General features: G+C 70.7%; 22 protein-coding genes, 1 tRNA gene and 1 pseudogene. 13 read left to right on the top strand and 11 right to left on the bottom strand.

The features are described 5' to 3' along the window. The first annotated feature begins 9 nt into the window (after positions 1–9). Both DEJ51_RS10120 and DEJ51_RS10115 read left to right on the top strand, forming a co-directional pair. Positions 10–1,125, top strand: a complete 1,116-nt coding sequence (locus DEJ51_RS10120) for a DUF475 domain-containing protein (protein ID WP_150257300.1) — start codon at positions 10–12, stop codon at positions 1,123–1,125. A gap of 123 nt (positions 1,126–1,248) precedes the next feature. Further along, on the top strand, positions 1,249–1,989 hold the full coding sequence (locus DEJ51_RS10115; protein WP_150257299.1) for a Tellurium resistance: 741 nt from the start codon (positions 1,249–1,251) through the stop codon (positions 1,987–1,989). 132 nt (positions 1,990–2,121) lie between these two features. On the opposite strand, the gene DEJ51_RS10110 is transcribed toward DEJ51_RS10115, so the two are convergent. Then, positions 2,122–2,892, bottom strand: a complete 771-nt coding sequence (locus DEJ51_RS10110) for a TerD family protein (protein WP_150257298.1) — start codon at positions 2,890–2,892, stop codon at positions 2,122–2,124. Positions 2,893–3,086: 194 nt separating this feature from the next. On the opposite strand from DEJ51_RS10110, the gene DEJ51_RS10105 reads away from it, so the two are divergent. Genes DEJ51_RS10105 through DEJ51_RS10090 form a run of 4 tightly spaced genes read left to right on the top strand, consistent with a single transcriptional unit; the run spans position 3,087 to position 8,366 of the window. Then, positions 3,087–4,253: an HpcH/HpaI aldolase/citrate lyase family protein gene (locus DEJ51_RS10105; RefSeq protein ID WP_150257297.1), complete on the top strand. Its 1,167-nt coding sequence runs from the start codon at positions 3,087–3,089 to the stop codon at positions 4,251–4,253. Between the two features lie 35 nt (positions 4,254–4,288). Further along, complete coding sequence (locus DEJ51_RS10100; RefSeq protein WP_150257296.1) at positions 4,289–6,883, top strand: phosphoribosyltransferase; 2,595 nt, start codon at positions 4,289–4,291, stop codon at positions 6,881–6,883. Further along, a complete protein-coding gene (locus DEJ51_RS10095) occupies positions 6,880–7,710 on the top strand; it encodes an HAD family hydrolase (protein WP_150257295.1) in 831 nt (276 codons plus the stop codon). The genes DEJ51_RS10100 and DEJ51_RS10095 overlap by 4 nt, the downstream gene beginning before the upstream one ends. Next, complete coding sequence (locus DEJ51_RS10090; protein WP_150257294.1) at positions 7,707–8,366, top strand: O-methyltransferase; 660 nt, start codon at positions 7,707–7,709, stop codon at positions 8,364–8,366. Before DEJ51_RS10095 ends, DEJ51_RS10090 begins: the two co-directional genes overlap by 4 nt. Positions 8,367–8,451: 85 nt before the next feature. On the opposite strand, the gene DEJ51_RS10085 is transcribed toward DEJ51_RS10090, so the two are convergent. The 3 genes from DEJ51_RS10085 to DEJ51_RS10075 all read right to left on the bottom strand — a co-directional run bounded on the left by DEJ51_RS10085 (position 8,452) and on the right by DEJ51_RS10075 (position 10,978). After that, positions 8,452–8,664, bottom strand: a complete 213-nt coding sequence (locus tag DEJ51_RS10085; protein WP_094744670.1) for an FmdB family zinc ribbon protein — start codon at positions 8,662–8,664, stop codon at positions 8,452–8,454. Positions 8,665–8,731: 67 nt separating this feature from the next. Beyond that, positions 8,732–9,289 carry a DUF4383 domain-containing protein gene (locus DEJ51_RS10080; protein WP_150261810.1) on the bottom strand — a complete coding sequence of 186 codons (558 nt, stop codon included), beginning with the start codon at positions 9,287–9,289 and terminating at the stop codon, positions 8,732–8,734. 444 nt (positions 9,290–9,733) lie between these two features. Beyond that, positions 9,734–10,978, bottom strand: coding sequence for a hypothetical protein (locus DEJ51_RS10075; protein ID WP_223835744.1), 1,245 nt, complete (start codon positions 10,976–10,978; stop codon positions 9,734–9,736). 105 nt (positions 10,979–11,083) lie between these two features. Between DEJ51_RS10075 and DEJ51_RS10070 the strand changes: the two genes are divergently transcribed. Then, a tRNA-Val gene (locus tag DEJ51_RS10070) sits at positions 11,084–11,158 on the top strand. 63 nt (positions 11,159–11,221) lie between these two features. Here the strand turns inward: DEJ51_RS10070 and DEJ51_RS35825 are convergent. Both DEJ51_RS35825 and DEJ51_RS10060 read right to left on the bottom strand, forming a co-directional pair. Next, positions 11,222–11,424, bottom strand: a pseudogene (locus DEJ51_RS35825) (tyrosine-type recombinase/integrase); the annotation flags it as partial. 57 nt (positions 11,425–11,481) lie between these two features. Continuing rightward, positions 11,482–12,633, bottom strand: a complete 1,152-nt coding sequence (locus DEJ51_RS10060) for a tetratricopeptide repeat protein (RefSeq protein WP_317852389.1) — start codon at positions 12,631–12,633, stop codon at positions 11,482–11,484. Between the two features lie 186 nt (positions 12,634–12,819). Here DEJ51_RS10060 and DEJ51_RS10055 point away from each other — a divergent pair, with 186 nt between their 5' ends. The 3 genes from DEJ51_RS10055 (at position 12,820) to DEJ51_RS35720 (ending at position 14,402) form a co-directional block, all read left to right on the top strand. Further along, complete coding sequence (locus DEJ51_RS10055; protein WP_150257292.1) at positions 12,820–13,434, top strand: DUF6879 family protein; 615 nt, start codon at positions 12,820–12,822, stop codon at positions 13,432–13,434. A gap of 137 nt (positions 13,435–13,571) precedes the next feature. Continuing rightward, complete coding sequence (locus tag DEJ51_RS10050) at positions 13,572–14,090, top strand: DUF6650 family protein (protein ID WP_150257291.1); 519 nt, start codon at positions 13,572–13,574, stop codon at positions 14,088–14,090. Between the two features lie 135 nt (positions 14,091–14,225). Then, entirely contained in the window at positions 14,226–14,402 is a 177-nt protein-coding gene (locus tag DEJ51_RS35720) for an HGGxSTG domain-containing protein (protein WP_317852388.1), read from the top strand. A gap of 51 nt (positions 14,403–14,453) precedes the next feature. Here DEJ51_RS35720 and DEJ51_RS35820 read toward each other — a convergent pair whose 3' ends face one another. Further along, positions 14,454–14,528 carry a 50S ribosomal protein bL37 gene (locus tag DEJ51_RS35820; protein WP_100661309.1) on the bottom strand — a complete coding sequence of 25 codons (75 nt, stop codon included), beginning with the start codon at positions 14,526–14,528 and terminating at the stop codon, positions 14,454–14,456. 125 nt (positions 14,529–14,653) lie between these two features. Between DEJ51_RS35820 and DEJ51_RS10040 the strand changes: the two genes are divergently transcribed. Both DEJ51_RS10040 and DEJ51_RS10035 read left to right on the top strand, forming a co-directional pair. Further along, positions 14,654–15,298: a TRADD-N-associated membrane domain-containing protein gene (locus DEJ51_RS10040; RefSeq protein WP_223835743.1), complete on the top strand. Its 645-nt coding sequence runs from the start codon at positions 14,654–14,656 to the stop codon at positions 15,296–15,298. Between the two features lie 15 nt (positions 15,299–15,313). Then, positions 15,314–15,538, top strand: a complete 225-nt coding sequence (locus DEJ51_RS10035) for a DUF2277 domain-containing protein (protein ID WP_030389450.1) — start codon at positions 15,314–15,316, stop codon at positions 15,536–15,538. Between the two features lie 12 nt (positions 15,539–15,550). Here DEJ51_RS10035 and DEJ51_RS10030 read toward each other — a convergent pair whose 3' ends face one another. The 4 genes from DEJ51_RS10030 to DEJ51_RS10015 all read right to left on the bottom strand — a co-directional run bounded on the left by DEJ51_RS10030 (position 15,551) and on the right by DEJ51_RS10015 (position 19,653). Beyond that, a complete protein-coding gene (locus tag DEJ51_RS10030) occupies positions 15,551–16,060 on the bottom strand; it encodes a hypothetical protein (RefSeq protein WP_190620288.1) in 510 nt (169 codons plus the stop codon). Positions 16,061–16,232: 172 nt separating this feature from the next. Continuing rightward, positions 16,233–16,859 carry a DedA family protein gene (locus DEJ51_RS10025; RefSeq protein ID WP_150257290.1) on the bottom strand — a complete coding sequence of 209 codons (627 nt, stop codon included), beginning with the start codon at positions 16,857–16,859 and terminating at the stop codon, positions 16,233–16,235. 396 nt (positions 16,860–17,255) lie between these two features. Next, positions 17,256–18,914, bottom strand: a complete 1,659-nt coding sequence (locus DEJ51_RS10020; RefSeq protein WP_150257289.1) for an alkaline phosphatase D family protein — start codon at positions 18,912–18,914, stop codon at positions 17,256–17,258. Between the two features lie 94 nt (positions 18,915–19,008). Continuing rightward, a complete protein-coding gene (locus DEJ51_RS10015) occupies positions 19,009–19,653 on the bottom strand; it encodes an HNH endonuclease family protein (protein WP_150261806.1) in 645 nt (214 codons plus the stop codon). A 578-nt stretch (positions 19,654–20,231) separates the two neighbouring features. Between DEJ51_RS10015 and DEJ51_RS10010 the strand changes: the two genes are divergently transcribed. Beyond that, positions 20,232–20,813 carry a TMEM165/GDT1 family protein gene (locus tag DEJ51_RS10010; RefSeq protein ID WP_030013166.1) on the top strand — a complete coding sequence of 194 codons (582 nt, stop codon included), beginning with the start codon at positions 20,232–20,234 and terminating at the stop codon, positions 20,811–20,813. Positions 20,814–20,865: the final 52 nt, after the last annotated feature.

Raw genomic sequence — 20,865 nt, 5'->3', positions numbered from 1 at the left:
GGGGTGCCAGTGGTTCTCAAAACCTTCGGCTGGTCGTTCGCAATCACTGCGCTCGGTCTGGTCGCAGCGGTGTTCTACGGGGGGTGGCAGGCCTTCGGTATCGTCGCGATCCTGTCGGTCCTGGAGATCTCGCTGTCTTTCGACAACGCGGTGGTCAACGCCGGAATCCTGAAGAAGATGAACGCCTTCTGGCAGAAGATCTTCCTCACCATCGGCGTCCTCATCGCGGTCTTCGGTATGCGACTGGTCTTCCCCGTCGTGATCGTCGCGATCAGCGCCAAGATCGGCCCCATCGAGGCCGTCGACCTGGCTCTTTCCGACAAGGACATGTACGAGCAGCTCGTGACGGACGCCCATCCGTCCATCGCTGCCTTCGGTGGCATGTTCCTTCTGATGATCTTCCTCGACTTCATCTTCGAGGACCGTGACATCAAGTGGCTCGCCTGGCTGGAGCGCCCGCTCGCCAAGCTCGGCAAGATCGACATGCTGTCCGCCTGCATCGCGCTGATCATCCTGGTCATCGCCTCCATGACCGTCGGCGCCAACGCCCACCAGCACGGTGGCATCCACGTGGACAAGGCGCAGACCGTCCTGATCTCCGGCGTCCTCGGCCTGATCACCTACATGATCGTCGGCGGCCTCTCCGGCTACTTCGAGAACAAGCTGGAGGAAGAGGAGGAGGCCGAGCACGAGGCCGAGGAGGAGGCCAAGCGGAGCGGCAAGCCCGTCACGGCCGTCGCCATGGCCGGCAAGGCCGCCTTCTTCATGTTCCTCTACCTCGAAGTCCTCGACGCCTCCTTCTCCTTCGACGGGGTCATCGGCGCCTTCGCCATCACCAACGACATCGTGCTCATGGCCCTCGGCCTCGGCATCGGTGCCATGTACGTCCGTTCGCTGACGGTCTACCTGGTCCGCCAGGGCACCCTCGACGACTACGTCTACCTGGAGCACGGCGCGCACTACGCCATCGGCGCGCTCGCCGTGATCCTCCTCGTCACCATCCAGTACGAGATCAACGAGATCATCACCGGTCTCATCGGCGTGGTGCTCATCGGATGGTCCTTCTGGTCCTCCGTGCGCCGCAACAAGCGCCTGGAACTGGAGGGTTCCCCCGCCGAGGCATGACCGCGGCGGTAATGCGGAACGCTCCATCTGCGGGGCGGTCCACCGGGTCCACGGACCCGGCGGGCCGCCCCGTTTCCGTAGGCTCAGGGCGTTTCAGGGGATCAGGGGACCAGGGGGTAGGGGATGGGCTTCTTCGACGGCATCATGGGCAGCCGGGCCGTGCAGTTCCAGTCGGGCAGTGCCTCGTCGAACGCGATCGAGCTGAACAAACGGCATGCGACGGTGTCGCTCACCAAACAGGGGGCCGTCCACGGCAATCTGCGCGTGAACCTGTCCTGGCGCATGCGGACCTCCGACATCGGGGGCCGCGCCGGCCAGAGCGGCCAGCTCTTCCGGCACCCGTTCAAGCTGTTCAAGCCGGACATGGTGCAGGCGCACACCCAGGGCATGGTCAACGTCGACCTCGACATGGGCTGCCTGTACGAGCTGACGGACGGCACCCGCGGCGCCGTGCAGCCGCTGGGGAACCTGCTGGGCGACCTCAACGACCCGCCGTACGTGAAGCTCAGCGGGGACGACCGGTTCGGTTCGGCGTCGGGGGAGACCCTCTACGTCAACCTCGACCACGCCGACGAGATCAAGCGGCTGCTGGTCTTCGTGTACATCTACGACCAGACCCCGGCCTTCGACCGGACGCACGCCATGGTGACCCTCTACCCCGTCACGGGGCCGCGGATCGAGATCCCGCTGGACGAGCGGCACCCGCAGGCCCGCTCCTGCGCGGTCGTCTCCCTGGAGAAGGTGAAGGGCGAGCTCGTGGTGCGGCGCGAGGTGAAGTTCGTGTACGGGTTCCAGGCCGAGCTGGACCGGCTGTACGGCTGGGGGCTCCAGTGGGGGCGGGGCTACAAGAGCACCAAGAGCTGACCCGGGGCCCCGGGGACGGGTGTCCGTCCGCGGGGCCCGGGCACGAGCCGCGTGGCCGTGTGAGCTGCGTCAGCGGCGTGAGCCGCGTGAGCCGTGCGTGCCGCGTGAGCCGCGTGAGCCGTGCGCGCGACGTCAGCGGCGGATGAACTGCGGGCCCTGCACCGGCAGCCGGAAGGACGGATCGCCTCCCGGACCCGGCACCGGCGCCGGGGACACCGGCTGCGGGTACCCGTAGGCGGGCTGGATCGGCGGCGGGGCCTGGGTGGGCGGGGCCATCATCGCCGTCTGCTCGGAAGCGGGCCCGTCTCCGGGAGCAGCGGCGGGGTCGGCCGCGGCGGCCGCCCCGGACTCCGCGGCGTTCTCGTCCACCGAGATCCCGTGGTCGGTCGCGAGCCCGACCAGCCCGTCGGAGTAGCCCTCGCCGAGCGCCCGGAACTTCCACCCCTCGCCCCGCCGGTACAGCTCCCCGCAGATCAGCGCCGTCTCGGCACCGGTCTCGGGCCGTACGTCGAAGTAGGCCAGCGGTTCGGAGCTCCCGGTCGCGGTGGCGTCGTAGAGGAGGATCCGCAGGTCACCGACCCGGCGGAACGGCACGTCCTCGGCGGAGGCGACCACCAGGATCCGGTCCACCGTGGGCGTCACCGTGCGCAGGTCCGCCTGGACGGCGTCGGTGATCGCGTCACCGATCTGCTTCTTGCCGAGCCGCCAGACGGCCCCCGAGGGGTGCCGGGGCTGGTTGTAGAAGACGAAGTCCTCGTCCGAACGCACCCGGCCGTCCGGGCCGACGAGCAGCGCCGAGGCGTCCACGTCCGGCACCTCGGGGCCGCCGGTCCAGCGCAGCACCGCCCGGACCGCCACGGCGGCCACCGGGATGTTCGAGCCCTTCTGCATCGCGTGCGTCATGCACGTCATCCTGCCCTCCCGGGGTGGACAGGGACAATGCGGCCCCCCGTAGGGCCTTGTCTCGAACGCGAGACCTGGGCATGGTGCAAGAGGGTTACCTGAACTTCATGTGCTTGAGGAACTCTTGACTCACGTTCGTACGTACTATTACCGGCCATGCCAGTTGGGCCGCCGAGGCAGTACGGGGGAAGCACATGCGTCACTTTGGGCACATAACGCCCACCGTCCGTAAGGACCTCTTCCACCAGGAACCGGCGGAATTCACCGGAGCCTCGCCCTCGCGCGTCCTCGCGGCGGCCCTGGGAGCCACCCTCTACAGCCCGGCCACCCGGCCCACGCTCGCGGCCGACGTCCGCAAGCAGGCCGGCCGCGGAGTCGTCTCGATGGTCCTCTGCCTGGAGGATTCCATCAGCGACGGCGACGTCACCGGAGCCGAGGAGAACCTCGTCCGGCACTTCTCCGAGCTCGACGACGACGGCGGAGAGCTCCCGCTGCTCTTCATCCGCGTCCGCACGCCCGAGCAGATACCCGACCTGGTGCGCCGGCTGGGCAGCTCCGTGCGGCGCCTGGCCGGATTCGTACTCCCCAAGTTCGACGAGAGGCGCGGAATCGCCTTCCTCGAAGCCGTCGCCGAGGCCGAGGCGGTCGCCGGGCTGCCCCGCCTGTACGCCATGCCGGTCCTGGAGACCCCGGACCTCCTCCACCTCGAAACCCGCGCCCTGGCCCTCGCCGGCATCTCCCGCACGGTCAACAGCCACCGCGAGCGCGTCCTCGCACTGCGGCTCGGCGTGACCGACTTCTGCTCCGCCTACGGACTGCGGCGCACCCCCGACATGACCGCCTACGACGTCCAGATCGTGGCCGGCGTCATCGCGGACGTCGTCAACGTCCTCAGCCGCGCCGACGGCACCGGCTTCACGGTGACCGGCCCCGTCTGGGAGTACTTCCGCAGCCAGCAGCGCCTCTTCAAGCCGCAGCTGCGCCGCAGCCCCTTCCTGGAGGAGGGCGTGGAGGAACTGCGCACCGCCCTGATCGAGCACGACCTGGACGGACTGCTGCGCGAGATCGAGCTGGACCGGGCCAACGGACTGCTCGGCAAGACCTGCATCCACCCCGCCCACGTCACGCCCGTGCACGCGCTGTCGGTGGTCTCGCACGAGGAGTTCTGCGACGCGCAGGACATCCTGCGGCCCGAGCGCGGCGGCGGCGGAGTGATGCGCAGCGCCTACACGAACAAGATGAACGAGGTGAAGCCCCACCGGGCCTGGGCGGAGCGCACCATGCTGCGCGCCGAGGTCTTCGGTGTGGCCAAGGAGGAGGTCGGCTTCGTCGACCTGCTCACGGCCGGGCTCCAGGTGTGAGCACGCCCGCGCGGACGCCCGCACCGGCACGGACAATGAAGACCACGAGGAAAGGCAAGACGATCGAAGAGGTGTGGTCGGGAACCTGGGTCGCGGACCGGCTGGGCGTGGGCCTGGCGGACTCCGGTGACGGCCCGCCGCTGACCGAGCTGCTCGGACTGGCCCTGCGGCGCAACCCCAAGCGCGCCCACCTGCTGGTCTCGCAGGTCCTCGGCAAGCACGTCCCGCAGTCCCCGGCGGTCGTCCACGCCGCCGGTTTCGGCCTCGGCGAACGCGTCCGCGCCCTCCTCGGCGAGGACGGGGCCGCGGCCGCCGTGGTCCTCGGCTACGCCGAGACCGCGACCGGCCTCGGCCACTGCGTGGCGGACGGCCTCGGCCTCGCCCCCTACCTGCACTCCACCCGCCGGCCCGTGCCGGGCGTCCGGGCGGCCGGCGGCTTCGAAGAGGCGCACTCGCACGCCACCTCGCACCTGCTGCTGCCCGAGGACCCGCTGCTGCTCGCCGGCAGCGGGCCCCTGGTCCTGGTCGACGACGAGTTCTCCACCGGCAACACGGTCCTGAACACCATCCGCGACCTGCACGCCCGCCACCCCCGCTCGCACTACGTCGTCGTCGCCCTCGTCGACATGCGCTCGCCTGCCGACCGCGACCGGCTCACCGCCTTCGCCGCCGAGCTGGGCGCCCGCGTGGACCTCATCGCCCTCGCCTCGGGAACCGTGTCCCTCCCCGAGGGGGTACTGGAACGCGGCCAGGCCCTGGTGGAAGAACACGAGGACCGGCCCGTCCAGCCCGCGGCCGCGCCCACCCGGATCCCGGGCGCAGCCCCGGCGGACGGCCCGGCGCCGGTCACACGCGTCGCGCTCGACTGGCCCGCCGGCGTCCCCGACGGCGGCCGGCACGGCTTCACCACCGCCCACCGCGCCGCGCTGGAGGCGGCCCTGCCCGCGATGGCCGGGCAGCTCACGGCCGCGCTCGGCGACCGGCCCGGGCGAGTCCTCGTACTCGGCAACGAGGAGCTGATGTACGCCCCGCTGCGCCTCGCCAAGGCCCTGGAGGAGGCGGGAGCGGCCCGCGAGGTCCGCTTCTCGACCACCACCCGCTCGCCCGTGCTCGCCGTCGACGACCCCGGCTACGCCATCCGCACCCGGCTGGTCTTCCCGGCCCACGACGCCCCGGCCGACGGCCCCGGCAACCGCTACGCCTACAACGTCCACCGCACGGACGGCGCCGGCTTCGACGCCGTCGTCGCCGTCGTGGACTCGGCCGGGGACACCCCCGAGCTGCACGCGGGACTGCTGGCGGCCCTCGCCCCGCACACCGGCCACCTGGTGCTGGCCGTCGTCCCGTCCTACACACCCGACCGGCGGGAGCCGAAGCCGATCATGACCGAGCCCACCGAGCCGCTGACCGATCCACTCATCGAGCCGCTGACCGATCCGCTCACCGAGCCGACCCTGCGTGAGCCTTCGGGCGGGCCGCTGCGCGAGGCCCTGGGCGCGCCCCTGCGCGGACCCGCCTTCTCCTCGTACGCCCCCGAGGACGTCGGCTGGCTGCTCCAGGACTTCTCCGACGTCGAGCTGGAGGCGCCGACGGAGGAACGCGAGGAGGCGATACAGGCCGGCGGCGCGCACTACGCCGAGTCCCTGCCCGTCGAGTACCAGCCGTCCCCCCAGTACCAGGAGCTGTACGGCAGCGCGCTGGCCGCCTCCGCCGTCCGCGTGGCCCGGGCCGTCGGCACGGTCACCGAGACCGTCCTCGCCGAGCGCTCCCCGTCCCCGGTCCTGGTCTCCCTGGCCCGCGCCGGCACCCCCGTGGGCGTACTGATGCGCCGCTGGGCCCGCGCCCGCCACGGCCTGGACCTGCCGCACTACGCCGTCTCCATCGTGCGCGGCCGCGGCATCGACGCCAACGCCCTGCGCTGGCTGGCCGCCCACCACGACCCGGCCGACGTCGTCTTCGTCGACGGCTGGACCGGCAAGGGTGCCATCACCCGCGAGCTGCGAGACGCCCTCGCCGAGTTCGAGGGCTTCAACCCGGAGATCGTCGTCCTCGCCGACCCGGGCTCCTGCGTGGACACCTACGGCACCCGGGAGGACTTCCTGATCCCCTCCGCCTGTCTCAACTCCACCGTCTCCGGTCTCGTCTCGCGTACGGTTCTGAGGTCCGACCTCGTCGGTCCCGCCGACTTCCACGGCGCGAAGTTCTACCGCGAGCTCGCCGGAGCCGACGTCTCCGTCGCGTTCGTCGACACCGTCGCCGCCCACTTCGACGAGGTGGCCGACGCCGTCGGCGAGGAGGTCAAGGAACTCCTCGCCGCCGACCGCACCCCCACCTGGGAGGGCTGGGCCGCGGTCGAGCGGATCAGCGAGGAGTACGGCATCCACGACGTGAACCTCGTCAAGCCCGGCGTCGGCGAGACCACCCGTGTCCTGCTGCGCCGGGTGCCGTGGAAGATCCTGGCGCAGCGCGGCGCCGGGGCCGACCTGGACCACGTACGGCTGCTCGCCGAGCAGCGCGGCGTCCCGGTGGAAGAAGTCGACGGGCTGCCCTACACGTGCGTAGGACTCATCCACCCCCGATACACGCGCGGTGCCACCGGCGCCGACGGAAAGGCTGTGGCCTCGAAGTGACTGTCCTCGTAGCCAGTGATCTCGACCGTACGCTCATCTACTCGGCGGCCGCCCTCGGCCTGACCATGCCCGACCCGGCCGCCCCCCGGCTGCTGTGCGTCGAGGTCCACGAGAGCAAGCCGCTGTCCTACATGACGGAGACGGCGGCGGGACTGCTGGCGGAGCTGACGGCCGATCCTTCGGTGGTCTTCGTCCCCACCACCACCCGGACCCGCAAGCAGTACCAGCGCATCCGCTTCCCCGGCCGCCCGGCCCCGTACGCCATCTGCGCCAACGGCGGGCAGCTGCTCGTCGACGGGGTCCCGGACCGGGACTGGCGGAGGCAGGTCGCGGCGCGCCTGGCGGAGGAGTGCGCACCCCTGGAGGAGGTGCACCAGCACCTGCTGGCCACCGCCGACCCGGCGTGGCTGCGCAAGGCGCGCCTGGCGGAGGACCTCTTCACGTACCTCGTCGTCGAGCGGGCCCTGGTCCCGGACGAATGGCTCAAGTCCCTGACCCGGTGGGCCGAGGACCGCGGCTGGACGGTCTCCCTCCAGGGCCGGAAGATCTACGCGGTCCCGCGCCCGCTCACCAAGAGCGCCGCGATGCGCGAGGTCGCCCGCCGTACGGGAGCCTCCACCACCCTCGCGGCCGGCGACTCCCTGCTGGACGCGGACCTGCTGCTGGCGGCGGACGCGGCCTGGCGCCCGGGCCACGGCGAACTGGCCGACGCGGCCTGGACGGCGCCGACGGTGACCGCACTGGCTGCGGCGGGTGTCCTGGCGGGCGAGGAAATCGTGCGCGCATTCGCCCGGGAGGCCGCCCGACTGGGCAGACTGGACGCATGACCAAGGGCAACAGCACCAAGATCACGGACGAGCTGTACCGGTACATGCTCGACCACAACCCCCCGCTGGACCGGGTCCAGCGGGGCCTGGTGGCGACGACGTACACCAAGTTCCCGGACGTGGCCGGGATGCAGTCGGCAGAGGAGCAGGGGCCGCTGCTGGCCTTCCTGGTGCGGCTGACGGGCGCCCGCCACATCGTGGAGGTCGGCACCTTCACGGGCTTCTCGGCCCTGTCGATGGCCCAGGCACTGCCCGCCGACGGCCGCCTCATCGCCTGCGACGTCTCGGAGGAGTGGACGCGCTACGGCCGGCAGGCCTGGGAGGACGCGGGCGTCGCCGACCGCATCGACCTGCGCATCGCGCCCGCGCTGGAGACCCTGCGCGCGATGCCGGCCGAACCGCACATCGACATGGCCTACGTGGACGCGGACAAGCAGAGCCAGATCTCCTACTGGGAGGAGCTCGTGCCGCGACTGCGTACCGGCGGGCTGATCGTCACCGACAACACGCTGTACCACGGCACGGTCCTCGACGAGTCGGCCATGGGCGCGGCGGCCGGAGTCCGCGCCTTCAACGACCACGTGTCGGCGGACCCGCGCATGGAATCCGTCCTGCTCGCGATCTCGGACGGCCTGACGCTCTCGCGCAAGCGCTAGGCAGACTCGGGAGGCCCGGGAGGCCCGGGAGGCTCCGGCGGCTTTCCGGGGTACGGGGTCTCCTGCGGCTCCGCCGGATCCGGGATCAGCCGCAGCCGCCACCACCGCAGCAGCCGCCTCCGCCGCCCATCGCGGGCGCGGGGGCGCTGCTGGTACCGCCCACGGCGACGGCGGACAGCAGCTTCACGGTGTCGGAGTGCCCCGCCGGGCAGTCGGCGGGCGCGGAGGACTCGGCCATGGGCCGGCTGACCTCAAAGGTGTCGTCGCAGGTCCGGCAGCGGTAATCGTATCGAGGCATGCGCACAGGCTAAGCGCGCCCGGCGCCCGGGCGCTACGTACCGCGCCCGCCAAGGAGCGCCGCCCGGCTACGGGCAGCGGCCGTGCATCACCGGAGCCCGGCCCTGAACGCGCCGCACCCGGTCCTCCCGGGCCGCCTGCTCGGGGTGGCGGGCCCGCCAGTACGGATTGTCGTGCGGCAGGGCGCTGCCCACCCGCCCGTACATCCCGAACCACATCAGCATCACGCCGACGACAAAACTGAACAGCACGTTCTGGATCCTGAAGGCCAGGAAGTTCAGCCCCGTGTCCAGCAGCGCGAGATTCACGAACCCGCTCGCGATGAAGAGCACACCCAGCACGATGTTCAGGGTCGAGGCGAAGGTACCGCCCACCACCATCCCGAAGATCAGCAGCGCGCCGATGCAGATCGACAGCACGCTCAGCGCCCCGTTGGTGTTCAGGGCCAGCACGGTGTCCCCACCGGTGTCGAAGAAGCCGATCTGGTTGACCAGTCCCAGAATCCCGAACACCACCAGCAGCAGACCCGTCAGCCCCGCCCCGACCCGGTACACCTTGCCGAGCTTGTGATCGGTCGGCAGATGATCGTCGAGCTGCGCGTTGACGGGATGCAGCACGCGGGCCATGCGCCGCGAGACCGTGTCGGCGAAGCGCGGCGGGGCGGGCGCGTCGGGATCGGGCTCGTGGGCGACGTAGGGCGCGTAGTGCTCGTGCGGTTCCGTGCACCCGTACGCCGCATGAGCCACGTAGGGCTCATGGGTCACAGGAGACTTGTTGAAGGTACGGGCAGCCATGGTGCCCTCCTCTGGTCCGTTCCCGGCACCTCCCAGCATCCGTCGTCACCCGCCCGGAAACAACCGGGTGCGCCCCGCGGCGCAGGCTCGGGCCGTCGCTCACGGATCCCGCCGGGCCCGCGACGCCCCGCCACCGCACCGGCCGCGTTGTCGGGGCCGCCCGAGGCCGTCCAGTACACGGGCCGCCCTCCGCCTTGCCCGGCACGGCTCGGCCCGGCACGGCGCGGCACGCCGCCGGATGCTGCGGGCTCGGCCGCCACGACCCGGAGAGACGGCCTACGCGTGCCCGCGCTCGGCCCGGATCCCGTTCACCACCTGGTTCACGGAAGCCCGTACGTCCGCCATCTCCAGCAGGAACGCCCAGTAGTCCGGATGCCGCCCCTCCAGCTCCGAAAGCGCCCGCGCCACCCGCGCCACCGCGTCGTCCAGCGGCCGCGCGTGCCGCGGATCCGGCACGCTGCGCCCCGCCATCGCCAGCCGCTGCGCATCCCGGATCGCAAAACGGGTCCGCTCCACCTCCGCTTGCGGATCCCGCGCCACCGCCTCCAGCCGCGTCAGCCGGTCCTGCGCCGCCGACACCGCCTCGTCCGTCGCGTCCAGCGAGCCGCGGACCGCCTCGATCAGCGCCCCCACATCGGCCCAGCGCTGCTCGTCCCGCGCCTGACCGGCCTCCCGCAGCTGCTCCTCGGCCCGCCCCACGTCCCGTACCGCCTCTTCCGGCACGTGCTGCAGGTCCTGCCAGCAGGCCGCACTGAACCGCCGCCGCAGCTCACTGAGCACCGGATCCACCCGGTCCGCCCGGTTGCGCAACGCCTGCGCCCGCGTCCGCAGACTCACCAGCCGCCGGTCGATCTCCGCCGCCCGCTCGGGCAGCCGTACCGCCTCGGCCCGCACGGCCTCCGCGTCACGCAGGATCCGGTCGGCGCGCTGCACCGTCTCCTGCACGCCGTGCTGAGCCGCACCCTGGTTCAGCTTGGTCAGCTCCGGGCCGAGCGCCGCCAGCCGCGCCGCCAGGTCGTCGGCCCGTATCCCCTTGGCCCGTACCGCATCCAGCGCCTCACTCGCCCCGAGCAGCGCCGCCCTGGCCCGCTCCCGGGCCGGCGCCACCCGCGCCAGCTGCGTCTCGGCCTTGTCCAGCAGCGGCTGCAGCCCCTGCGTGAACCGTTCCAGCTCCCCCTGGACCCGCACCAGCTCGTCCCGCGCCCGGGTCAGCTGCTCCCGCGCGCGCGTGGCGACCGAGGCCTCCAACTCCGCCCGGTCCAGATCGTGCGCGTCGACCGCCTCGATGTAGACGTGACTGACCTCGTCGATCCGCCGCCCCAGCGCGGCGAACCCCTCGGTCGCCTGCCGCGCCGCGGGCGACCCGTCCGCCGCGGCGATGGTCTCGATCGAGATCCGCAGATCCCGCTGCGCCGTGTCCAGCTCGTAGAACGCGGCCGCGGCGGCATCCTTCGCCGCCTGCGCATCCGCCCGCCGACTCTCGTCCCGCCCGCCGAACCACCGCCGGGATGCCGTCGTCACAATGCCTCTCCCGTACCGCGTCCGCCATGCCCCGGTCCATTCTCTCCCACGGGAACGGGTTTGCGTGGGGGGTGTGCCCGCCATGTAGGCTGTCCACTCATCCACGGGTGCGTAGCTCAGGGGTAGAGCGCTGCTCTTACAAAGCAGATGTCGGCGGTTCGAAACCGTCCGCGCCCACCACCACGAAGGCCCCCAGCCGATCACGGCTGGGGGCCTTTGACGGCTCCAGATGACGGCAGTTGCCTACTCGGCAGGCCGCCGACGGCGCAACAGCCGGTCCATGTGGCCCCGTCGCCTCGCGCCGGCCGCCGTCGGCCACGTGGGTGTAGATGTTCATCGAGCCGGCGATCTGCGAGTGTGCCCCAGAATCTCCGTCACCACCCGGGGTGCCACACCGGCCGCTAACAGCAGGGTGGCGCGCCCGTGCGCGCGTCGTGCAGCCGGATCCGCTGCCACCGCAGGGGCGCGGCGCACACCTGCGACGGGGTGCTGCCGCATACCGGTCAGGCTTCTATGGGGTGATACCGGCCTGACCTGAACGCGTCTAGAAGTTGGCGGCTGGCAACAGTGAACGGGTGGTCAACTCCCAGGCTTCGTTCTCGCTTTGTCACGACATCTCTCATGACGTCGATTCCTGCAGTCACGTCGCCCCGGGCAGCCAGGATGCGGGAGAATAGTTGCTGGGCCGACAGCAAGTTCGGATGGTCTGGTCCGAATCGACGCTGGTATGCCTCGACGACCAGGCACATCTCCTGATCGGCCTCGTCGAATTGGCCCAGGCCGTACAGCGCCCAGGCATGGTTGTGACAGGCGCCCAAGGTCACTGTGTGATCGAGTCCGAGGTGTCGGATGCACTCCGAGGGAAGGGACAGCAGGGCTCCGTCTTCTTCAGCGCGGACCTCAGACGCGGACAGCAGTACCAGCAGGCTTGAGCGAGAGCGCAACGTGAGTGGGTGATCAGAACCCAGTGCCCTCCGTCTACCGGCAACCGTCGTCCGGAGAAGCGAGATGGCCTCGTCTCGCTTCCCGAGGTTTCCGAGTACGAGTTGAAGGCCGTGGCAGGTGTCCAGCGTGTCAGGATCGTCGGCCCCGAACAGCCGCTCCTGTGCCTCGCGGATACGGCTGAGCAGCAGCTCGGCCTCGTTGTACCTGCCCAGCCGAAAGAGTGCCCGGCCGGCTCTGGAGCGGGCAGCCAGTACGAGGCGGTGCTCCACGCCGAGTCGCTTTTCGCCAAGGTCTGCAGCGGTCTGGGCTGTTTCCCAGGCGGACGGGTAGTCACCCGTACGGTGCAAAGCGGTGCACAGTCTGATTGCCGTAACCAGCGCGGTAGCCACTGTCGGCGGGTCGCTGACGCGTTGCAGCAAGACGAGCATGTGAGGTACTAACAACCGATTCATCGGATCGTGCGGGCCCGCATCCGCAATGCTTGGCACGGTCGCCTCGAGCAGGCGAACTGCCGCTTCAGGCAGGCCGCGGCTCTCGAACGAGTCGAATGCCAGGTGCCGGGGATCCTCCAGTGACAAAGCATCGGCTCCCTGGTCGATGGGATCAGCTCCTTCGTCTTCCTTGAGACGGAGCCTATAGGTCTCCATCGTCCAGGGACCGGGCACTTGCTGAGAAAGGAAGCCGAGCTGGACGGGACAGCCGAGTGCCACTCTGCCATCGCATCATGTTCTGCTAAAGCATGGCTTGGCCGCTGCGTGCGGCGCTACAGTACCCAAATGCCGGACCAGCCGAGGGCGCGATGGTGATGAGCAGGCTGCGGGAAGCTGATCCGGCCACGACGTTCAAGAGACGCTTGGGGAGAAGCATGTTGATCGCAGCGAAACAGGATATCCTGAATGTTTGATTCCTTCCCGCTCGGGGTCTCCGAGCGCATGGACCGCCCCGCGTACCATGCGGACTTCCGCCGTATTTACGAGAGCGGGATTACGTACCTGAACAAGCTTGAACGAGGGCAAGAGTTCAAAGAGCGTGGATTCCCCAGCTGGGAGGCCTTCGCTGCCGGTGACTGGGAGCGTTCGCTTTCTCTGATCGGCGAAAAGCGCAGCATCTATGCGCAGCAATTCCGCGAAGCGGCTCGGCTGGGAATTCTGGAGCGTCGTCTTCGTGTGGTGGAGTTCCCGGTCACCCCGTACGTGCAATGGGAGCTCTTCGTTCTGCGCCTGCGTGTCGAACTGGGTGACAACATCAGGGTTCTCGACGCTCGAAAGATCTCGGAAATCGAGGAGAGTCGTTGTGTTCCCGAGGTGGTGATCCTGGGGGACGTTGCAATGTATGAGGTGCTCTACGATGACGACGGAAATGCAATGGGATCCAATCGTTTCACTGATAAAGCGCTGATCCAGGAGGTCACGAACGGGTTCAACGTGCTGTACGAGCGCGCGGATGACTTCGATGAGTTCTTCATCAGGGAGATCAGTGTTCTGGATCCGCCCTCTGTTGAGGCGCAGTAGGGCTTCGTCGCCGCCGGCAGCGAGCCTCGTGCGGACCTGAGCGGCCCAAACGAACTCAACGGAGCGGACGTTGCTACTTCTCGACGTGCCTGTCGTCGCCGCAACGCAGGCTCACCGGCCTGCTTAGTATGCCGGGCGTGAAGGTTTTAGAGATCATGCGGCGGATCAAGGGTTTCAGTACACCGCTCGGAGGTGTGGACTGGGAGCTGCCGCTCCCGCAACGAGCGGTTGCCGAGAAGGTCCTCGTGTACCTGGAGGACCGGCGGGTTCTCAGGATGTCCCGTCTTGAGCACTCGGTCGACGAGGCGGGACACTGCGTCGCATCGGTCCTGAGGATCAGGGAGACGTTGACCCAGATCCTGATGGAGCCCGACACGGGCGATGAACTTGCCGAGAACCTCAAGGCGATGCGTGCCGCCTGCCGCCGGTTCCTGGACACCGTAGGTACCGACCATGGCGGGTACGTACATGGCCGCCGCGAGGGCGTCGTGTTCGGGGCCGCGCTCGGCGAACTGCGAGCGGTCTTCGGGATCCAGCTCGCCGTCATCGCCGCGCGCTACAAGCTCGACCTGTCCGGGGATCTCGTGTCCATCCTTCCTGCCGAGGACACCGATGAGGAGTGCCGATTCGCGGGGCCCGCATCCACCGCTCGCTGACGAGGCGACGGGCGCCTGACGAGCGCGGCCGCGTGTGCCGGGGGTGCTTCCGGCCGCGTGGTTCTGCGCCTTCCCTGAGGGAGCGACGGGCGAGAGCATTCGGGGGGCCGTCGCCGTGTCGGAGGAGGGGGCAGCGTGACTCGGCCCAGGTGTGGGGCGCAGACGGCCGCGGGACGGCCGTGCACCAAGCCCGCGATGGTGAACAGCTCCAGGTGCCAGCTTCATCAGGGCGGCTGGTCCAGCTACGCAGTGGCGCAGCGGAAGAAGAAGGAAGCCGAAGCGAAGATGCGGAAGCTGCGGAAGAGGAAGTGAACCGCGAAGACCCCCGGCCGGTCACGGGCGGGGGTCTTTCGGGCTGTTCGCTCAGGCGTTGGGGCGCTTGCCGTGGTTGGCCTTCTTCTTCTTGCGGGCCCGACGCTTGTTGCCTCGCTTCGCCATGGTCGTGGTCTCCCTCGTCAGCGACGGTTCATGCCTCGGTCAGTCTAGGTTCGGTACGGTCCATCCGCATTTGGGGAGGCGGACGCTCTCTTGGCCGCTGGTCCGGGGCGTGGGATCGTCGGGGCATGGGCGAGCTCGCGTGGGGTGGGTTGGTCGTGGCCGTGGTCGCCGTGGCACTGGCGCTGATGGAACGGTCCCTCGGGGCGGGATTCGAGCGGAAGCGCGACGAGGAGCGGGTGCGGCTGCTCGCGCACCTCGCCGAGCCGGACCAGGCCGACACGCCGTCCGTCGTGCCCGGCGGCGGGAAGTTCCAGGACGTCGGCGGGATCCAGCACCCCGCGGCGCAGCTCGGTGACCGGCGGGACGACTTCACACCGATCCTCGTGGAGTACTACGCCTACGGACTGACCCAGGCGCGCAGCAGCTTCGCGACCAGCCAGCGGTTCGCCGGGGTCGGGGCGGCGATCCTGCTGTTCGGGGTCGGACTCGCCGTCTGGAAGGCCGAGGGCGGCGGGGAGCTCTACCTGGGGATCGTCACGAGCTCGGCGGGACTGGTCACCACCCTGATCGGGCAGCTCTTCCACCGGCGGGCCGACATCGCGCTCAAGCACATGGCAGACCAGACCGCCTCGCTGCGGGACGACCGGCGGGCGGCCGAGACGACCCAGCAGGCCATCGAGCTGCTGGACACCGTCGAGGACGCGGGGCTCAGGGCCCGCCTCCAAGCCGGTTTGATCATGAAACTCTCCGGGGCCGAGCTGCCCCGGTAGCGGGATAGTAGGGGTATGTGCCGTTCCATTAAGACCCTGCGCCCGCCCGCGATCCCCGAGAAGGCGACCGAGGAGGAGATCCGCGCCGCCGCCCTGCAGTACGTACGGAAGGTGTCCGGGTTCCGGGCGCCCGCCGCTCACAACCGAGAGGTGTTCGAAGCGGCGGTGGACGCCGTCGCCGAGGCCACCGCAGCCCTGCTCGACGGGGTGCACGTACGGGGGCAGGCCGCACCGGCCTGACCCCGGCGAGGATTACGAGGCCGCCGCGCGGCGGCGCATCACCCACACTCCGGCGCCCAGCGCTCCCGCGGCGAGCGCGCTGCCCACGGCGATCTGCCCGGGGCTCATCGAACCGATGCTGCCGCCCGTCCCGCCACGCGCCGCACCCGTGGTGACCTGCAGAGATACGGTGGTGCGCTCGCCGCCGGGGCCGCCGCACTCGAAGTCCACCCGGTGCGTGCCCGTGTTGGCGTTGTTGAAGACGGTGGCGCTGCCGATGAGGTTGGTGGCCGCCGGGCTGCCCGGGGTCAGCCGGACCTCGCCGAAGGCGGTCGACGTGACCCTGGCGACCTGGGTTCCGCAGCCCGTGACGTTGAGCGCGACCCGCCCGCCCGGGGCGACAGCGCTGGGCGAGACGGTGGCGGAGGGGTAGGCGTACGCGAGAGTGGCGGGCGCGGCGGCAGCGGCGATGACCGTCGCGGCCGCGACGGTCATCAGACGGCACGCCGTGGCGGGCGGTTTGGCAGGCGGTGTGGCGGGCATGGAGAGGACTCCTCGGCTCGTCGAAACGGCGCGGCCAGGCCACGGATGTGGCGCGGATCGGACTGCGCACCGTGCTGTGGACGCTAGGAGCCCAGCCCGGGGGCGGCGATCGGGGCCGGGTGAACGGGTGAGCCACTGCTCCGTCCGGGGAAGCCGAGCCGTGCTGGACGGCCTACGCGGAAGCCGCGGCCGCCTCCGGGCGGCGTACGAGGAAGGCGGCCAGGGCGCCCGCCGCGAAGAGGGCGACCACCGAGAGGGCGGTGCCGAGCCACTGGGTGCCCAGCCACTGCGTACCGAAGTAGCCGAGGGCCACGCTGTAACAGGCCCAGGCCATGCCCGCCAGGACCGACCAGGGCAGGAACTCCGCCACCTTGCGCTGGGTCTTGCCCGCGCCCAGGGACACCACCGAGCGTCCCGCCGGGGCGAAGCGGGCGATGACCACCAGGGCGCCGCCACCGCGTGCCAGGGCCGTGCCGAGGCGCTCGTGGGCCCGGGTCAGCCTGCGGGAGCGGGCGATGGCCCGGTCCAGCCGGGCCCCGCCGCGCCGGGCCAGCCGGTACGCGGCCATGTCGCCCAGCACCGATGCGGTCGTGGCGATCACGAGCAGCAGGAGGATGTCCGGGACCTGCTCGGGTACGGGCATCGGGCCGGCCGCCCCGGCGGCGGCCGCGGCCGCCGCCGCGGTGATCACCAGAACCCCGCTCGGGAGCACGGGGAGGAAGACGTCGAGCACGATGGAGAGCGCCACGAGGGCGTAGATCCATGGGCTCGCGGTCAGCGATCCCAGCGTCTCAAACAAAACGGGACTCCCCAGTCCGGTTGACGGGCTGCGACACGAGGCGCCGCGACGTCGCGGGGAGCGGCAGGAGCGGCCTGACAGCCAGACAGCGTACGCCTGGCGTTCGTACCCCGGACGCCCGGGGCGCCGGGCCAGCGCGCCTGCCGCGGACAAACCCCGCCGCGGACAAACCCTGCCGGGGACGAACCCTGCCAGAGACAAACACCCGCCGACGACGGACGCCGACCCCACAGACGGACGCTGCCGGGTGACGGACGCCCACCCCCAAAGACGGACGCCCACTCCGAGACGGACGCAGATCCCGGAAAAGACGGGCACTCGCCAAAGGTTGCCCCGCATCACCGCCAGTCCAACTCCACCTCCACCGCCCCGTACCCCGGGGCCGCACCGCATCCCCTACTCGGCCGCCGTGAGATCCCGGTCCAGCACCGTCGTCAGCACGGCGCCCCCACGCTTCTTGCGCGCCTGGTCCAGGCGCAGCCGCGCCGTCCGCCCCGACAGGGCCAGCGTCATCAGCTGATTCCCGAACCAGGGCCCACCCGTGCGCCGCCAGTTCACCGGCGGCCGCCCCGTCCGTCCGTGCAGCGAGAAACCGCGCCCCAGCCACCGCCCCGTCCGGGACCAGCCCAGCCGGAAACCCCACTTCACCGCCGTGTGGATGGAATTGTGGACCGGCGAGCACGTCAGCTGGAACACCCGCGCCGTCGTCGGTATTCGAGGCTCGGCCACATACGCATGATGGACGTCCCCGGACAGCACGCACACCGTCGCCGGCGCCCGCGGCCCCGTCCCCACCTCCTCGATCAGATCCGTCAGGGCCGCGAACGAGGCCGGGAACGCCGCCCAGTGCTCCAGATCGCTCCGTCGGCGCAGATCCTCCCCGATCCGCGCCCACCGCGGCCCCCGCTCCCCGCGGCACAGCGCGGCGTTCCACGTCTCGGCATCGTGGATCAGCGGCGGCATCAGCCAGGGCAGCGAGGAGCCGATCAGCAGATGGTCGTAACCACCGTGCCCGGCCAGAGCGTTCTCCCGCAGCCACTGCTGCTCCGCCGGATCGAGCATCGCCCGCCCGTCCTCGGCCAGCACCCGCGCCGCCCGGGTGTCCACCATCAGCAGCCGGGTCCGGCCGAAGTCGCGACGATAGCTCCAGCGCACCGTGCCCGGATCGGCATCCGCCGCGGACGCGAACGCCTGGAGCACGTCCGTGCCGTCGGGGGTCTGCCGTACCGCCTCGTACACCGCGTCGGCGGCCAGCTCGGCGGGGGAGAGATTGCCCAGGTGCTGGTACACCCAGTACGACATCAGCCCGCTGAGCACCCGCTCACGCCACCACGGCGTCGCCCGCATCTCCGCCAGCCAGGCCGCGCTCGTGTTCCAGTCGTCGATGACGTCGTGGTCGTCGAATATGTGCAGGCTGGGGACCGTCGACAGCAGCCAGCGGATCTCCGGGTCGAGCCAGGACTCGTAGTAGAGCCGGGTGTACTCCTCGTAGTCCGCGACCTGGGCACCCGGCGGTTCCCGCAGATCACGCCGGGCCGCGAGCCACTGCCGGGTCTCCCGGGACAGCGCGTCCGCGTACACCTGGTCGCCGAGCAGCAGCAGGACGTCCGGGCGCACCGCCTCCGGGTCGGCGGCCAGCCGCGCCGCGAGGGTGTCGAGCGCGTCCGCGCCGTGCGGCCCGTGCCGGCCCGCGGGCGGCGCAGCCTGCCGGCAGGAGCCGAAGGTCACGCGCAGCCCGGGCGAGGGCCGGCCCGGGCCCGTCACGGCCGGAGCGGTGATCGTGCTCGGCGGGAAACCGCTCTCCGGCAGCGGCCAGACCGGCCGGCCGTCGAGCAGCACCTCGTACGCCGTGGTCGCGCCCGGGGTCAGGCCGGTCACCGGCACCAGTGCGTAGTGGTGACCGGCTACCTGGAAGGTGGGCGCACTGCCACCCGCCCCGTCCGCGCACCGCACCTCGGCCGTGCACGGGCGGTCCGCCTCGACCCATATCGTGGCCGACCGGCCCGTGTCCCAGTCGATGTGGCGCAGCAGCGGCCCCAGACGCAGTCCGGCCATGCAACTCCCCCTCCTCCGTATCCCCTTCGATCACGGTACGACGGGTGGGGGGAGCCACGCCTCCCCCTGACGGGGGAAAGATCGGCCGGCTCGGTCAGCAGCCGTTGAGGATGTTGACCAGGGCCGTCTTCTCGCCGGAGTCCATGCTCAGGCCGTAGTACTGCTTCACGTTGACCCACATCCGTGCGTACGTACAACGGTAGGCCGTGCGCGAGGGCAGCCACTTGCCGGGGTCGAGGTCGCCCTTGGCCTGGTTGACGTTGTCGGTGACCGCGATGAGCTGCGGGCGGGTGAGGTCGTTGGCGAACTGCTGGCGCTTGCTCGTGGTCCAGGAATTGGCACCGGAGCGCCAGGCCTCGGCGAGCGGGACGACGTGGTCGATGTCGAGGTCGGAGGCGGCGGTCCAGGTGGCGCCGTCGTACTCGGAGTACCAGCTGCCGCTCACCGCGGCGCAGGCGGAGTCCTGGCCGACGTTGACGCCGTCCCGCTTGAGGACGGTCTCGCGGGTGTTGCAGGTGCCGGAGACGGTGCTCCAGTGCGGGAAGAGGTCGCGGCTGTAGCCGCTGGTGGACCCCTCGGTCTTCGGGGTGACGGTCGCCAGGTAGGCGCGGGCGGCCGCGGCGCTGATGGGGGCGGGCGGGGCGGCCTGGGCGGTGGGGGCGTTCAGGAGGGAGGTGAGGGCGGCGAGCGCCGCTGCTGACGCGAGCACGCCAATTCGACGCGCGTAGACGTTGGGTATGAGTGCCATGAGGGGCTCCCTGGGTGCGGGGGGTTGCGGCCGTTTCACCCCGGTGGGGCGTGGCCATGGTTCAGGCGCCGGGTGTCGCCCGGGTGGGCGCCAGGTGACAGCCTGACGACATGAGCACGTCACATCAAGTCACCCAACGCTCCGGATTTAAACGGAGGTTGAGATTCCGGCGGGAGCGGTTGCGGCAGGAACGAACGACAGCGCCCAGGTCAGAGCAGGGGCACGGCAGGCCGGCGGCAGGACCCGGGCAGACACGGCGCGCGGCAGAGGCGGGACCAAAGACCTATTCCGGCCGGTCGCGGGCGTCGCGTACCCTGTTCTGAGCAGAAGGGGAGTAGCTCTTCGCCGGACCGTCGACATACTGCTGGGTCACACCAGCCGGCGCCCGGAGGCAGGACGCGCACAGCGGCCGGCCAGCGAGACCTTCGGCCGCAGTGTCCTGTTCCGCGCAGGCGCGTTCCCACGCGCACGCGCAAGCCAGGGCGCCGCCGAGCCGAAGCGACCCCTGAAACACCCCAGGTCTCTCGGTCCCGATGGCGCCCTGCCCGACCGATAGAGGTTTCACCCCCGTGTTCAGCTTCAGCATCACGGCGATCGCATTCGGCGTCGTCTTCCTTGCCGAACTCCCCGACAAGACGGCCCTCGCCGGCCTGATGCTCGGCACGCGCTACCGCGCCTCCTACGTCTTCGCGGGCGTCGCCGCCGCCTTCGCCGTACACGTCGCACTCGCCATCGCCGCAGGCAGCGTCCTCACCCTGCTCCCGCACCGGCTCGTCCAAGCCGTCGTCGGCATCCTCTTCCTCCTGGGCGCGGCCATGCTGCTCCTGAAGAAGGACGACGGGGACGAGGAGGTCAAACCGCCGGCCGACCAGTCCTTCTGGAAGGTCTCCGGAGCGGGCTTCATGCTGATCCTGGTGGCGGAGTTCGGTGACCTGACCCAGATCATGACCGCCAACCTCGCCGCCCGGTACGACGACCCCGTCTCGGTCGGCATCGGCGCCGTACTCGCCCTGTGGGCCGTCGCGGGCATCGGCATCCTGGGTGGGCGCACCCTGATGAAGTACGTACCGCTGCGACTGATCACCAAGATCGCCGCTGCCGTGATGGCCGCACTGGCCGCGTTCTCGCTCTACGAGGCGATCGCGGGCTGACGCGCCGGGACGCGGGGGCGGGCTGCGGGGGCGGGCCGTGGCGTCGGCGGAT

It is taken from the genome of Streptomyces venezuelae (assembly GCF_008642275.1).
Lineage (GTDB): Bacteria > Actinomycetota > Actinomycetes > Streptomycetales > Streptomycetaceae > Streptomyces > Streptomyces venezuelae_E.
The sequence above is the reverse complement of the archived record's forward strand: the minus strand, read 5'-3'. Positions and strand labels throughout refer to the sequence as shown.

Excerpts from the sequence above, each read along its gene's own strand:
- DEJ51_RS10035 (WP_030389450.1), top strand. The coding sequence starts at position 15,314 with ATGTGCCGTTCCATTAAGACCCTGCGCCCGCCCGCGATCCCCGAGAAG.
- DEJ51_RS10040 (WP_223835743.1), top strand. The coding sequence starts at position 14,654 with ATGGGCGAGCTCGCGTGGGGTGGGTTGGTCGTGGCCGTGGTCGCCGTG.
- DEJ51_RS10115 (WP_150257299.1), top strand. The coding sequence starts at position 1,249 with ATGGGCTTCTTCGACGGCATCATGGGCAGCCGGGCCGTGCAGTTCCAG.
- DEJ51_RS10100 (WP_150257296.1), top strand. The coding sequence starts at position 4,289 with ATGAAGACCACGAGGAAAGGCAAGACGATCGAAGAGGTGTGGTCGGGA.
- DEJ51_RS10020 (WP_150257289.1), bottom strand. The coding sequence starts at position 18,914 with ATGGCCGGACTGCGTCTGGGGCCGCTGCTGCGCCACATCGACTGGGAC.
- DEJ51_RS10055 (WP_150257292.1), top strand. The coding sequence starts at position 12,820 with ATGTTTGATTCCTTCCCGCTCGGGGTCTCCGAGCGCATGGACCGCCCC.
- DEJ51_RS10030 (WP_190620288.1), bottom strand. The coding sequence starts at position 16,060 with ATGCCCGCCACACCGCCTGCCAAACCGCCCGCCACGGCGTGCCGTCTG.
- DEJ51_RS10110 (WP_150257298.1), bottom strand. The coding sequence starts at position 2,892 with ATGACGCACGCGATGCAGAAGGGCTCGAACATCCCGGTGGCCGCCGTG.
- DEJ51_RS10085 (WP_094744670.1), bottom strand. The coding sequence starts at position 8,664 with ATGCCTCGATACGATTACCGCTGCCGGACCTGCGACGACACCTTTGAG.
- DEJ51_RS10105 (WP_150257297.1), top strand. The coding sequence starts at position 3,087 with ATGCGTCACTTTGGGCACATAACGCCCACCGTCCGTAAGGACCTCTTC.
- DEJ51_RS10080 (WP_150261810.1), bottom strand. The coding sequence starts at position 9,289 with ATGGCCCGCGTGCTGCATCCCGTCAACGCGCAGCTCGACGATCATCTG.
- DEJ51_RS10090 (WP_150257294.1), top strand. The coding sequence starts at position 7,707 with ATGACCAAGGGCAACAGCACCAAGATCACGGACGAGCTGTACCGGTAC.